Annotated in this window: 12 protein-coding genes; 7 read left to right on the top strand and 5 right to left on the bottom strand. The window is 60.7% G+C overall.

Annotated elements, in window-relative coordinates:
* The first annotated feature begins 16 nt into the window (after positions 1-16).
* The 3 genes from kdpC to kdpE all read left to right on the top strand — a co-directional run bounded on the left by kdpC (position 17) and on the right by kdpE (position 4,062).
* Positions 17-586, top strand: coding sequence for a potassium-transporting ATPase subunit KdpC (gene kdpC, locus AAIE04_RS01775; RefSeq protein WP_197667250.1), 570 nt, complete (start codon positions 17-19; stop codon positions 584-586).
* 73 nt (positions 587-659) lie between these two features.
* The gene (gene kdpD / locus AAIE04_RS01770; protein ID WP_498576376.1) at positions 660-3,356 is read left to right on the top strand and encodes a two-component system sensor histidine kinase KdpD; all 2,697 of its coding nucleotides are present in this window, start codon (positions 660-662) and stop codon (positions 3,354-3,356) included.
* Positions 3,357-3,372: 16 nt separating this feature from the next.
* Positions 3,373-4,062, top strand: coding sequence for a two-component system response regulator KdpE (gene kdpE, locus AAIE04_RS01765; RefSeq protein WP_019454051.1), 690 nt, complete (start codon positions 3,373-3,375; stop codon positions 4,060-4,062).
* A gap of 27 nt (positions 4,063-4,089) precedes the next feature.
* On the opposite strand, the gene AAIE04_RS01760 is transcribed toward kdpE, so the two are convergent.
* The 4 genes from AAIE04_RS01760 to seqA form a co-directional block, all read right to left on the bottom strand.
* Positions 4,090-4,389, bottom strand: a complete 300-nt coding sequence (locus tag AAIE04_RS01760) for a DUF3861 domain-containing protein (RefSeq protein ID WP_019454052.1) — start codon at positions 4,387-4,389, stop codon at positions 4,090-4,092.
* Positions 4,389-5,036 (bottom strand): PadR family transcriptional regulator, encoded by a 648-nt coding sequence (locus AAIE04_RS01755; RefSeq protein WP_063918898.1) that lies wholly within the window; start codon positions 5,034-5,036, stop codon positions 4,389-4,391. The genes AAIE04_RS01760 and AAIE04_RS01755 overlap by 1 nt, the downstream gene beginning before the upstream one ends.
* Before the next feature lie 191 nt (positions 5,037-5,227).
* Positions 5,228-6,871 (bottom strand): phosphoglucomutase (alpha-D-glucose-1,6-bisphosphate-dependent), encoded by a 1,644-nt coding sequence (gene pgm / locus AAIE04_RS01750; protein ID WP_063919580.1) that lies wholly within the window; start codon positions 6,869-6,871, stop codon positions 5,228-5,230.
* A gap of 76 nt (positions 6,872-6,947) precedes the next feature.
* Complete coding sequence (seqA, locus tag AAIE04_RS01745) at positions 6,948-7,490, bottom strand: replication initiation negative regulator SeqA (protein ID WP_019454056.1); 543 nt, start codon at positions 7,488-7,490, stop codon at positions 6,948-6,950.
* 224 nt (positions 7,491-7,714) lie between these two features.
* Here seqA and ybfF point away from each other — a divergent pair, with 224 nt between their 5' ends.
* The 4 genes from ybfF (at position 7,715) to fur (ending at position 10,611) form a co-directional block, all read left to right on the top strand.
* Complete coding sequence (gene ybfF / locus AAIE04_RS01740) at positions 7,715-8,488, top strand: esterase (RefSeq protein WP_019454057.1); 774 nt, start codon at positions 7,715-7,717, stop codon at positions 8,486-8,488.
* A gap of 256 nt (positions 8,489-8,744) precedes the next feature.
* Positions 8,745-9,032 carry a LexA regulated protein gene (gene ybfE, locus AAIE04_RS01735; protein ID WP_004939936.1) on the top strand — a complete coding sequence of 96 codons (288 nt, stop codon included), beginning with the start codon at positions 8,745-8,747 and terminating at the stop codon, positions 9,030-9,032.
* Positions 9,033-9,295: 263 nt separating this feature from the next.
* The gene (gene fldA, locus AAIE04_RS01730) at positions 9,296-9,835 is read left to right on the top strand and encodes a flavodoxin FldA (protein ID WP_004939938.1); all 540 of its coding nucleotides are present in this window, start codon (positions 9,296-9,298) and stop codon (positions 9,833-9,835) included.
* 329 nt (positions 9,836-10,164) lie between these two features.
* Positions 10,165-10,611: a ferric iron uptake transcriptional regulator gene (gene fur, locus AAIE04_RS01725; protein ID WP_019454058.1), complete on the top strand. Its 447-nt coding sequence runs from the start codon at positions 10,165-10,167 to the stop codon at positions 10,609-10,611.
* A 248-nt stretch (positions 10,612-10,859) separates the two neighbouring features.
* Here the strand turns inward: fur and AAIE04_RS01720 are convergent, their stop codons facing one another.
* Positions 10,860-13,517 (bottom strand): beta-N-acetylhexosaminidase, encoded by a 2,658-nt coding sequence (locus tag AAIE04_RS01720; RefSeq protein WP_498576375.1) that lies wholly within the window; start codon positions 13,515-13,517, stop codon positions 10,860-10,862.
* Positions 13,518-13,524: the final 7 nt, after the last annotated feature.

Here is a 13,524-nt window from a genome sequence, read left to right as displayed (position 1 = left end):
ATTGAGGGAAATGAACATGACTTATTTACGACCTGCGCTGGTGATGCTGATCCTGCTGACGCTGATCACCGGCATCGCCTATCCGCTGCTGACCACCGGGCTGTCGCAGCTGCTGTTTCCGGGCGCGGCCAACGGTTCGCTGCTGTACCGGGATGACAAGGCGGTCGGCTCCGCGCTGATCGGCCAGAACTTCACGCGCGCCGACTATTTCTGGGGCCGTCCTTCGGCCACCGGTGATTCGGCCTATAATCCACTGGCCTCTGCCGGCAGCAACCTGGCGGCCACCAACCCGGCGCTGGATAAGGCTATCGCCGAACGCGCGGCGCAGCTGCGCCAGGCCAATCCGGCGATGAGCGGCCCGATCCCGGTGGATCTGCTGACCGCCTCCGGCAGCGGGTTGGATCCGCAGATTTCGATCGCCGCCGCACAGTATCAGCTGGCGCGGGTCGCGGCGGCGCGCCATCTGCCGCCGGAGCAGGTCGCCAAACTGATCGACGACAACGTCGATCGGGCCACGCCCAACTTCATGGGAGAATCGGTGGTCAACGTACTGAAGCTGAACCTGGCGCTGGATGCGTTGAAGTAACGCGTCGGATTCAGCATAGTGATAGGGTTCGGCGTGCCGAACCCCTTTTTGCTTGGTAACACAAGGAATTGTCATGGTCGAAGAAGAACAGCAGCGTCCCGATCCCGACAGCCTGCTGGCGCTGGCCAATGAAAAACCGCGCGGACGGTTGAAGGTATTCTTCGGCGCCTGCGCCGGCGTGGGTAAAACCTACGCCATGCTGCAGGAGGCCCAGCGCTTACGCGCTCAGGGGCTGGACGTGCTGGTCGGCGTGGTGGAAACCCACGGCCGCAGCGAGACCGCCGCCCTGCTCGACGGCCTGGCGCTGTTGCCGCAAAAACGCATTCAGCATCGCGGCCGACTGGTGCATGAATTCGATCTCGACGCCGCGCTGGCGCGCCACCCGGCGCTGGTCCTGATGGACGAACTGGCGCACAGCAACGCCCACGGCTGGCGTCACCCCAAACGCTGGCAGGATGTGGAAGAACTGCTGGACGCCGGCATCGACGTGCTGACGACCGTCAACGTACAACATCTGGAAAGCCTTAACGACGTGGTGGGCGGCGTGACCGGCGTGCGGGTGCGCGAAACGGTGCCTGACCACGTGTTTGACGAGGCCAGCGAAGTGGTGCTGGTCGATCTGCCGCCGGACGATCTGCGCCGGCGGCTGCACGAAGGCAAAGTGTACATTCCCGGCCAGGCCGAGCGCGCCATCGAGCATTTCTTCCGTAAAGGCAACCTGATCGCCCTGCGCGAGCTGGCACTGCGTCGCACCGCCGATCGGGTCGATGACCAGATGCGCGAGTTTCGCGATACGCAAGGGCGCGAGAAAGTGTGGCACACCCGCGACAGCATTCTGCTGTGCGTCGGCCACAACAGCGGCAACGAAAAGCTGGTACGCATCGCCGCCCGGCTGGCTGCGCGGCTAGGCTGCCACTGGCATGCAGTCTATGTGGAAACCCCCAAGCTGCACCGGCTGCCGGAAAACCAGCGCCGCGCCATTCTGCGCGCGCTGCGGTTGGCGCAGGAGCTGGGCGCTGAAACCGCCACCCTGGCCGATCCGTCCGAAGAGCGGGCAGTGCTGCGCTACGCCCGCGAGCATAACCTCGGCAAAATCATCATCGGCCGCCGCAGCGAGCAGCGCTGGAAGCTGCGCGGCAGCTTCGCCGATCGCCTCGGCCGGCTGGGCCCGGATCTCGATCTGGTGATCGTCGCGCTGGAAAGCGACAACGCGCAGCCGCCGCCGGGCAAAGAGCACGACGGCCGCGGCTTCAACGAGAAATGGCGCATGCAGCTGCGCGGTTGCGCGGTCGCCGTGGCGCTGTGCGCGCTGATTACCCTGCTCTCCCAGTGGCTGCTGCCGGGCTTCGATCAGGCCAACCTGGTGATGGTCTATTTGCTCGGCGTGGCGATCGTCGCGCTGTTCTTCGGCCGTTGGCCATCGGTGCTGGCGGCGGTGATCAACGTCGCCAGTTTCGATCTGTTCTTCGTCCAGCCCGAATGGTCGTTCGCCGTTAGCGATATGCAATACCTATTGACCTTCGGCGTGATGCTCGCCGTCGGCATCATCATCGGCAACCTGACCGCCGGGGTGCGTTATCAAGCCCGGGTAGCGCGCTACCGCGAGCAGCGGGCGCGCCACCTGTACGAAATGTCGCGCGGGCTGAGCCGCGCGCTGACCGTGGCCGACATCGCCAATACCAGCCGCCACTTCCTCTCCAGCAGCTTCCAGGCGAAAACCGTACTGCTGCTGCCGCAGGAGGACGGCCGGCTGCAGCAAATGGTCGGCGAAGAAGGCGGCCTGCTGTCGGTAGACGAGGCCATCGCGCGCTGGAGCTTCGACAAGGGGTTGCCGGCCGGCGCCGGCACCGACACCCTGCCCGGCGTGCCTTATCAGCTGCTGCCGCTCAATACCCCCAAGCAGACCTTCGGCCTGCTGGCGATCGAGCCCAACAACCTGCGCCAGCTGATGGTGCCGGAACAGCAGCGGCTGCTGCAGACTTTCGCGGTGCTGATCGCCAGCGCGCTGGAGCGGCTGCACCTGGCGCGCAGCGCCGAAGAAGCCAAGCTGGACGCCGAACGCGAACAGCTGCGCAACTCGCTGCTGGCGGCGCTGTCGCACGATCTGCGCACGCCGCTGACCGTGCTGTTCGGCCAGGCGGAAATTCTCACGCTGGACCTGGCGGCCGAAGGTTCCAATCACGCCACCCAGGCCAGTCAGATCCGCCAGCAGGTGCTGAGTACCACCCGGCTGGTGAACAACCTGCTGGATATGGCGCGCATCCAATCCGGCGGTTTCAGCCTGCGTAAAGAGTGGCAGTCGCTGGAAGAGATCGTCGGCGCCTCGCTGCACATGCTGGAGCCGCTGCTCAGCCAGCATCCGATCGTGGTCGAGCTGCCGCCGGAACAGATCCTGGTCAACTGCGACGGCAGCCTGCTGGAACGGGTGTTCACCAACCTGTTGGAAAACGCCAATAAATACGCCGGCGCCGAGGCCACCATCGGCATTCGCGCCCGCACGCTGCCCGAGTGGCTGGAAGTCGAGGTCTGGGATAACGGCCCCGGCATCCCCGCCGATCAGCTGCAGCTGATTTTCGACAAGTTTTCACGCGGCAATAAAGAGTCGGCGATCCCCGGCGTCGGCTTGGGGTTAGCCATTTGCCGTGCCATTATTGAAGTACATGATGGCCGCATCTGGGCGGAAAACGGCGCCAACGGCGGCGCCAGCTTCCGCTTCGTGCTGCCGCTGGAAAAACCGCCCGAGATCGACGGCGATGCCTTCGATCTGTAATCAACGCAGGGGAAACGTGAGCATAACGCCAACCAACATTCTGATTGTTGAAGATGAAAAAGAGATCCGCCGCTTCGTGCGCACCGCGCTGGAGAGCGAAGGCCTGCGGGTGTTTGAAAGTGAAACCCTGCAACGCGGGCTGATTGAGGCCGGTACGCGCAAACCGGATCTGATCATCCTTGATTTGGGCTTACCGGATGGCGACGGGCTGAGCTACATCCGCGATCTGCGGCAGTGGAGCGCCATTCCGGTGATCGTGCTGTCGGCGCGCAACGCCGAAGAGGACAAAATCGCCGCGCTGGACGCCGGCGCCGACGACTATCTCAGCAAACCGTTCGGCATCGGCGAACTGTTGGCGCGGGTGCGGGTCGCGCTGCGCCGCCACTCCGCCAGCCAGCAGGAAAGCCCGCTGGTGAGCTTTTCGGAAATCACCGTCGATCTGGTCAACCGCCGGGTGCTACGCAACGACGAAGATCTGCACCTGACGCCGATAGAGTTTCGCCTGTTGGCGGAACTGCTGGCCAACGCCGGCAAGGTGATTACCCAACGCCAGCTGTTGAGCCATGTCTGGGGGCCGAACTACGTGGAACACAGCCACTACCTGCGCATCTACATGGGCCATCTGCGGCAGAAGCTGGAAGCCGATCCGGCCCGGCCCAAACATCTGCTGACCGAAACCGGCGTCGGCTATCGTTTCATGCCTTAACCCCGACGGGCGCGGTTTGCCGCGCCTTTACGCCGCCGGGCCCTTCTTCAAGCCAACCATAAATTCTTTAAACGCCTCGCGCAGCGGAGCGAACACCGGATGTTTGCGGTTTTCAATCATCACTTCGGAGAACAGTTTCAACCCTACCGCGAAGGCCGCGCTCTGTTCAGGGCCGAAGTTCAGATCGTCACGCGCCCGGATGCGCTCGACGATCTCGAGAATATCGTCGTGGTTAGTCACCTCAAAACTCAGCGGTGTTTTCTCGACGGGGTTGCCCTGGCGATCGCTCAGGGCTTCAACGGTAATGTTAAAACGGTGGCCGGGCATCAGTTCTTCTCCTGCTGCGTGGGTTGAATTTGCATTTCGCTTTCGATCGCCGCCACGGCGGTCAACAGCGCGGCGTTGATGCGCTCCACCTGCTGCGGCGTAAGATCGGCGCGCATCACGTTGCCGCGCAGCAGACTGCGCAGACGGTTCATGGCGTCGTAAATGCCTTCCGCCAGGTTGCCGTGCCGATGATGCTCGCGGCCGGCGCCCGCCAGACGCGCCAGAATGACTTCAACTACCTGTTGATGCTTTTGCAGCTCGCCCTCGCCCGCCGTGGTGATGCGGTAGCTTTTGCGGCCGTTGCCGGTGGTGAGCGGTTCGAGAAAATCCTGCTCTTCCAGCAGCGTCAGCGTGGGGTAAATCACCCCCGGGCTCGGCACGTACAGGCCGGAAGAGGCTTCTTCGATCGCTTTGATCAATTCGTACCCGTGGCTGGGCTTGCGCGCCACCAGCGCCAGCAGTACCAGGCGCAGATCGCCGTGTTCGAACAGGCGATGACGCCCGCCGCGGCCACCGCGCCCGCCTCGGCCATGCTCTTCGCCGTCGCCGCCGAAGTGATGGCGCCCGCCGCGATGATGGCGGCCATCGCCTGCTTCGCATTCATGGTGGTGGTGGTGATGCCGGTGCAAACCTAATCGATGAAACATGGTGTGATACCTCGCTTTAACAGTGAACATCAATACGAGGTTGTTTAGATATATCTAAACAGCGTCGATAACGCTAATCTAGATCGATATATCTAAATGCGCAAGCCTGCGCCGAGAAAAAGATATATCTAAATTACAGGCATAAAAAAAGCGCTGTAAAAACAGCGCTTTTTATCAGACGAGAACAGCGATTATTTGGCGGAAGCCAGCACTTCGCTGACGATTTCGACCGCTTCGTGCTCGATTTTCTCGCGGTGTTCCGCCCCGAGGAAGCTCTCGCAGTAGATCTTGTATGCCTCTTCGGTACCGGAAGGACGGGCCGCGAACCAGCCGTTGTCGGTCATCACTTTCAGGCCGCCGATCGAAGCGCCGTTGCCCGGCGCAGCAGTCAGACGCGCGGTGATCGGGTCGCCCGCCAGGGTATTGGCCTTGACCATCTCCGGCGACAGCTTGGACAGCGCCGCTTTTTGCGCCGCCGTCGCCGGCGCCTGGATGCGGTTGTAGCTTGGCGCACCGAAGCGCTTGGCCAGATCGTCATAGTGATGCTGTGGATTTTCACCGGTTACCGCGGTGATTTCAGCCGCCAGCAGACACATGATAATGCCGTCTTTGTCGGTCGACCAAGGTTGGCCGTTGAAGCGCAGGAACGAGGCCCCGGCGCTCTCTTCGCCGCCGAAGCCCAGGCTGCCGTCGAACAGGCCGTCCACGAACCACTTGAAGCCGACCGGCACTTCCACCAGCTTGCGGCCCAGATCGGCCACCACGCGGTCGATCATCGCGCTGGACACCAGCGTTTTACCTACCGCGACATCGGCGCCCCACTGCGGGCGGTGCTGGAACAGGTAGTTGATGGCCACCGCCAGATAGTGGTTCGGGTTCATCAGGCCTTTCGGCGTGACGATGCCGTGGCGGTCGTAATCCGGATCGTTGGCGAACGCCAGATCGAATTTGTCGCGCAGCGCCAGCAGGCCGGCCATCGCCGACTCGGACGAACAGTCCATGCGGATGATGCCGTCGTGGTCCAGGTGCATAAAGCGGAACGTCTGATCGATGGAATCGTTCACCAGCGTCAGATCCAGCTTGTAGTGCTCCGCCACGCGTTGCCAATAGGCGATGCCGGAACCGCCGAGCGGATCCACGCCCAGCTTCAGACCGGCGCGTTGGATGGCCGGCATGTCGACCACCTCAACCAGCCCTTCGACATAAGGCTGCACCAGATCTTTGGCGTGCAGATGGCCGCTGTTCCAGGCCTTGTCCAGCGACTGGCGCTGAACGCCCTTCAACTGCTGCGCCAGCAGGTCGTTGGCGCGCTTTTCGATCACCGACGTCAGGTTGGTGTCGGCCGGGCCGCCGTTCGGCGGGTTATACTTGATGCCGCCGTCTTCCGGTGGGTTATGGGACGGCGTAATGACGATGCCGTCGGCCTGCGCGCCGCCGCGGCGGTTGTGGCACAGAATGGCGTGCGATACCGCCGGCGTTGGCGTGAAGCCGTTGTTTTCCTGCACGATCACATCGACGCCGTTGGCGGTCAGCACTTCCAGCACGGAAATGAAGGCCGGTTCGGACAGCGCATGGGTGTCCTTGCCCACATAGCATGGGCCGGTGGTGCCCTGCTGATGACGAACTTCAGCGATCGCCTGGGCGATGGCGAGGATGTGCGCTTCGTTGAAGCTGTGGCGCTGCGCGCTGCCGCGGTGGCCGGAGGTGCCAAATTTCACCGCATGTGCGGGATTGCCGGCTTCCGGTTGCAGCACATAGTACTGCGACGTCAGCTGGGCTACGTTGATCAGATCGCTTTGGCGGGCGGGCTGCCCGGCACGTGGATTATTCGCCATCGACATATCTCCCTCATCCCTGTCGGTGACCGGGCAATATGTCGCGCACGGCCATCATGACGGGCTGTTCGCTAAATTAGACGGTACCGCAAACTTTCTCGATCAGTTCCGCCGGGAACTGCATGGCCTGCATGATGTGTTCGATCATGCTGCGTTTGCGGCCGGTATTGGTATTGGTGATCACCCAGTAAGGGGTGCCCGGTACATGCTTCGGCTTGGTGTGCGTGCCGTTGGCCAGCAGGGTCTGCTGATCGCCGGCGAAATAGGTGCGGGTACGGCCGGTCAACGCCTCGGTGGCAGCGGCGAAACCGGCGGCATCGAGGGTGTACAGCGTGGACAGCACCAGCATGAAACGGTTGACCGCTTTGTTCTGCTCGGCGTATTCATCCGACAGCAGCAGTTCGCGCATGGCGCGCACGCGATCGCGCGGACGCTGCGCCGGGGCCGCCTTTTCCAGCTCGACGGACTGCGACGCACTGGCGGCAGGCAACGCGCGCACCGGCTGACCGGCGGTGAATTTCAACATGCGGCGTAAAATATCGGACGCGCTTTCACCGATGTGTTGCGTGTGGCTGGCAATATAACGGTAAAGCTCTTCGTCGACTTCAATAGTTTTCATCTTTATCCAATACTGTTTTTTCTACTTAGAACCTGAAGCCAGATCCTGCATTCAAGCCATGGGATTATAAGGTTAAAAGCGCTGGAGCGAACACAACAATGTGCCTCCGGACGGCAAATGCAGACTAATACCTATAGCCGGCACTGCCAAGCCCGCGCCGCGAAAATTCCGCATGATTCATCGTGCGATTCAATCATGATACCCTAATCTGAATCTCTCTCAGTATGAACTTCGCCATGAAATTACATTATCAACTGCTGGCCGCCGAGTCAGATGCGCTGCCGGTGCTGCTGATCCACGGGCTGTTCGGTAATCTGGACAACCTGGGCGTGCTGGCACGCGATCTGCACCAGCAGCACAGCGTGATCAAAGTCGATCTGCGCAACCACGGCCTCTCCCCGCGCGCCGACGACATGAACTACCCCGCCATGGCGCAGGATCTGCTGGCGCTGCTCGACGAACTGCAGCTGGATAAAGCGATCGTCATCGGCCATTCGATGGGCGGTAAAGCGGCGATGGCGCTGACCGCCATCGCGCCGGAGCGCATCGCTAAGCTGATCGTCATCGACGTGGCGCCGGTGGATTACCAGACTCGCCGCCACGATGAGATCTTCGCCGCGCTGAAGGCCGTCAGCGCCGCCGGCATCACCCAACGCCAGGCGGCCGCCCAGCTGATGCGCGACTATCTGCAGGAAGAAGGCGTGATCCAGTTCCTGCTGAAGTCCTTCCACAATGGCGAATGGCGCTTCAACCTGCCGGTGCTGATCGAACGCTACGAAGACATCACCGGCTGGCAGGACGTGCCGGCCTGGCCGCATCCGACGCTGTTCATTCGCGGCGGCCTGTCGCCGTACGTGCAGGACAGCTATCGTGCGGACATCGCCCGCCAGTTCCCGCAGGCCCGCGCCCATGTCGTCGCCGGCACCGGCCATTGGGTGCACGCCGAAAAACCGGACGCGGTGCTGCGCGCCATCCACCGTTTCCTCGACGAAGCCTGAAAAATACGCTCATCTGGCGAAAAAACGCGCTAAAGATAACGGCTTAGCGCGTTTAGCCCGCAGTTAGGCATTGTCGCCGCTCCATCTGCTGGGGTAATATGGCGCGCTATAATTTTGCCGCCGCGCCAGCGCGTTCGCGAACGCCGGTTCGGGGGTGAATTTGGGTTAGGGTTTATTGGCCCGAAGTGTGTTAACCGATGCCTCCGGAAGCGTGCGAGCGCTTTTTGATGCAAACTCCCTTGCAGTACCGCTACCTATGGCAAAAGAACAAACGGATCGCACGACGCTGGATCTGTTCGCAGATGAACGCCGTCCGGGGCGCCCGAAAACCAACCCGCTTTCCCGCGATGAACAGCTTAGAATCAATAAGCGCAATCAGTTACGGCGCGATAAAGTGCGTGGATTGCGGCGCGTAGAGCTGAAAATCAACGCGGATGCGGTGGACGCCCTGAACAAACTGGCGGAACAGCGCAACATTAGCCGCAGCGAACTCATCGAGCAGATGCTGTTGGCGCAACTGGCGGAAGAACAGCCGGAACATTGATCTCTTCGGCCGCACGCGCGGCGCGGCGTTAAGGACAACGCCGGATCGACCACGCTTTTCTTCATTCTCCGGCATCGCATAAATGCGATAAAACCCCGGCGCCACTTTCTGGCATGATACGCATTTACCGGCAAGAGACTGCGCCTGTCGGCGCTCGCCCCGTTGCGAAAGGCTCTTGTCATGGCATCATTTTAATCGGCGTCAGCGGCGGCAGTGCTGGCATCGAGTAATGCAATTACTTGAATTTAAAGGTTATACGCGATATGGCTACTGTAGGCATTTTCTTTGGCAGCGACACTGGCAATACCGAAAACATTGCCAAAATGATCCAGAAAATTCTCCAGAAACAGTTTGGCGACGACGTCTCTGAAGTACACGACATCGCTAAAAGCAGCAAAGAAGACCTGGAAGGGTTCGATATCCTGCTGCTGGGTATCCCGACCTGGTACTACGGTGAAGCGCAGTGTGACTGGGATGATTTCTTCCCGACGCTGGAAGAAGTCGATTTCAACGGCAAACTGGTGGCGCTGTTCGGCTGCGGCGACCAGGAAGACTACGCGGAATACTTCTGTGACGCGATGGGCACCATCCGCGACATCATTGAACCGCGCGGCGCGGCCATCGTGGGCCACTGGCCGACCAAAGGCTACCACTTCGAGGCCTCCAAAGGCCTGGCGGACGACAACCACTTCATTGGTCTCGCGATCGACGAAGACCGCCAGCCGGAGCTGACCAACGAGCGCGTCGACGCCTGGGTCAAACAGATCGTCGAAGAGCTGAGCCTGGCCGATATCGTCGGCTAAACGCCGCAACTGGCGAAAGGTTGAACAAAGGCCCTGTAAAGTGCATAGTGTGCGCACAGGGCCATCATCGGCAGCAGGGATTGCTGCGATAGAAGCTACAGATTTGTAACTTCCCACCCCGTCAAGGTAGACTGAGTTATCGGTTTATCCCACCCATCAAGGCGTTGCATGCAAAACATGCAATAGTGCAATTATATCTTTGTTAACAACCGGCGGTTTCCATTTAGTACAACCGGTTCTATAATGAGACGCATTAACTCTTTGTGCCGACCGATGCCACAGGCGAGTACGCCTCAACTTGATTAGCATAGTAACAGGACTGAATTCGCATGACCGACAACAACATCGCATTGAAGAAGGCCGGCTTAAAAGTCACGCTTCCGCGACTCAAAATCCTGGAAGTACTGCAAAATCCGGAATGCCATCACGTCAGTGCGGAAGATTTGTACAAAAAACTGATTGATATGGGCGAAGAGATCGGCCTGGCAACGGTTTATCGCGTACTGAACCAGTTTGACGATGCGGGCATTGTGACACGTCACAATTTCGAAGGCGGCAAGTCCGTGTTCGAACTGACCCAACAGCATCACCACGATCACCTGATTTGCCTGGACTGCGGCAAAGTGATCGAATTCAGTGACGAATCCATCGAAGTGCGCCAGCGTGATATCGCCAAGCAGCACGGCATTAAGCTCACCAACCACAGCCTGTACCTGTACGGCCACTGTGAAACCGGTGACTGCCGCGAAGACGAAACGCTGCACGACAAGAAGTAAGCCTGACCGGTTATGAAAAACCGCCTCACCCTGAGGCGGTTTTTTTATGCTTGCTGAACGGTGAGCAAAAAAATCCCCGGACCAGCCGGGGAAAGATCATGTCATGAAATACTACAATTGCAGCGGCACTGCGACTCCACGTACTGCTCTCACTTTCACGTCCGCTTCACGCCGACACGCGCAGAGGCGGACGCATTCCCCCTTCGTTAAGCGGCCCGCCGCCATGACGACAGGCCGATGCGCCGGGCTTAGACCTTCTCGGCGCGGCTGTAACGTTTACCGTCCGGACTGACCGAACGCACCTGCACCTCACCCGATACCGCCGGCTTGGCCTTGGCGTCATAACGCTGCCACTGCTTGCCGCCGTCGGTGGAATACTCGATGCCCAATCCCGGCAGCGCGATATTCGCCTCCAGCTTGCCGCCCGCTACGCGTGCGCCGGGCACCGGCAGACGATAAGCGACGCCGCCTTTGTCCAGCTTGGCCAGTTCACGCTGGCCCAGGATATTGGCGAAGCGCAGCCAGTCTTTCTCCAGCGCCTTGGTGTCGACAAAGTGGGTCTCCCCGCCTTTGTATTCGCGGCCGGCGCGATAGTCCTGCTCCCAACCGGCGCGGTGCCAGGCGCGTTCGGCCACCGACAGCGCGCGCGGGAAGATCATGTATTCCATCTGCGGATCGGTGCGCTGGGTTTCGCTCCACAGCTGAGCGGACAACCCGTAGGCTCCCGGCCACGGCTTGTCGCTCTTGGCGTTGAAGTGGTTGCCGTCGCGATCGACCGAGGTTTCCGCGTTCTGCGGCATGTTGTCCGGCGCGAAGCTGAACACCTTGCGCTCGTCGCTGAAGCGGGTACCCCAGTAGTAACCGCGCTCGTCCGGGTTCACCTCGTAAGGGAAGTCCATGTAGACGTAGTCCGGGTTGGAGACCACCACTTCATACCCTTTATTGGCCCAATCGTTGACGCTGTCGAAACCGCCCCAGTACAAGGTATCCCAGAAGTTGACGCCCACGCGCGAGGTGGCGAACGACTTCGCGCTCTCGGCGTCTTTCAGGCCGTCCTGCCAGGCCTGCATTCTGTCGATGCCGTGCGCCTTCACCAGCTTGCTGACCTCCTGGCCGAAGTAGCTCGGCAAGTGCTCCATGTCGGCCACCTTGCCTTCTTTGATCATCGTCTGGCAAACCTGCGACTTGGCCCACGGCTTGTCTTCGTTGCTCTGGTCGATGACGCCTTTACCCGGCTCCGGTTTCGCCTTGTCGGTATAGCCGGCGCCCAGGCGGATGTTTTTCGCCTCGTCGCCGCCGAAGTGCCAGGTTTTGATCGGCTGCCCGGCTTCTTTATGCATCTGGGCGATCTCGCCGATCACCTTGTCGACAAAGCGCTGGGAAGAATCCAGGCACGGGTTCAGGTAGCTCTGGCGGTTAAAGAACTGCACGGAGGTGGTATTGGAGGTATCGGTCGGATCCACCAGGCGGAATTCGTTAGCCTCCTGCTCTTTTCCGGCGGCATGCAGCTTTTTATAGCGCGCCTCCATCGACACCACCGCGGCGCGGGCGTGCGCCGGCATGTCGATCTCAGGGATCACTTCAATCTGGCGCGCCTGGGCGTATTTGATGATGTCGATATAGTCCTGACGGCTGAAGAAACCGCCGTAGACGTCCGGCCCCTGGCCGTACTGCGGCAGCAGGCAGGTGGTTTCGGTCAGATCGTGGCAGCGCTGGCCGCCGACTTCCGTCAACTCTGGCAAACCGGGGATCTCGATACGCCAACCTTCATCATCGCTCAGGTGGAAGTGGAATTTGTTGAGCTTGTAGGCCGCCATCTGATCCAGCAGACGCAACACAGCATCCTTCTTATGGAAGTTGCGCGCCACGTCGAGGAAAATGCCGCGATACTGGAAGCGCGGCGCGTCGCTGGCGTCCAATGTAGCAATCTTGCCGCTGCCGTCGGTCGGCACTAACGACAGGATCGACTGCAACCCATAGAACACCCCGGCCTGATCGAAGCCGATCACCCGCGCCTCTTTTTTGCCGATCTTCAGCTCATAGGCGCCCGGCACCGCCATCGCGCCTTTAAACTTGCCCGGCTGGATATCGGTCTTGATCGGATAGCCGTTGGCCTGAACCGGCACGCCCAGCAGCGCGAAGCGCTGGGTGACGACATCTGCCGCCGGCTTGACCAGCGTGCTAAGATCCGGCGAAACTCCTTTGCGCAGATCGGCGTCCTGCGCGTGGACCTTCACCTGCATCGGCGTCGGCACGATCTGGCCGCGCAGCACGCCGGCGGGCAGCGTCTGCAGATCGGCATTGCTGACAAAGCGCGAAGCCGGCGTCATCAAAATGTTTTTGTCGTCTTTGGTGCGCTTCCACTGATCGCCGGTGAACGGCGCCACGAACTGGTCCAGGTTTTCGGTGTCGGTATTCGCCAGCATTTTCGGCTTGGCGTCGCCGGACGTGGCATACCAGCGCGGCAGGAAGTCATTTCTAAACAGCTGCCAATATTCGGCGACCACCGGGATTTCCACCGCCTTGCCCGCAGGGAAACCGCTGAATTTGGCGGTCGGCTCCAGCTTGTACAGATCGCCGGTGAGGTGGGCTATCTTGAACTGATCGTTATCCACCCGCAGGGTCTGGCGCGGGCTGTGGAAATAGATGACCCAGTCCTTGCCGTCGATCGCCTGGCCATCGTTGCTGAGGGTGAACAACACCCGGTTGCAAGAGGCCCAGTCGGCGCCCAGCGCCGCGCAATCCACGCCGTTTTCGCCGGCGCGGTTATCCAGCATTTTTACGTTCAGCTTCAGCTGGCTCAGTTGATCCACCAGCTGTTGATCGGCCATGGCGTTTCCCATGCCGCCCAGGAATCCCATCGTTGCCGTCAAGGCGGCAAGCGCGCTCAGTTTGAATGCGTTCATGATCTCG

This window comes from Serratia sp. Ae19-1, from assembly GCF_059801225.1.
This window is presented reverse-complemented; position numbering and strand designations above follow the sequence as displayed.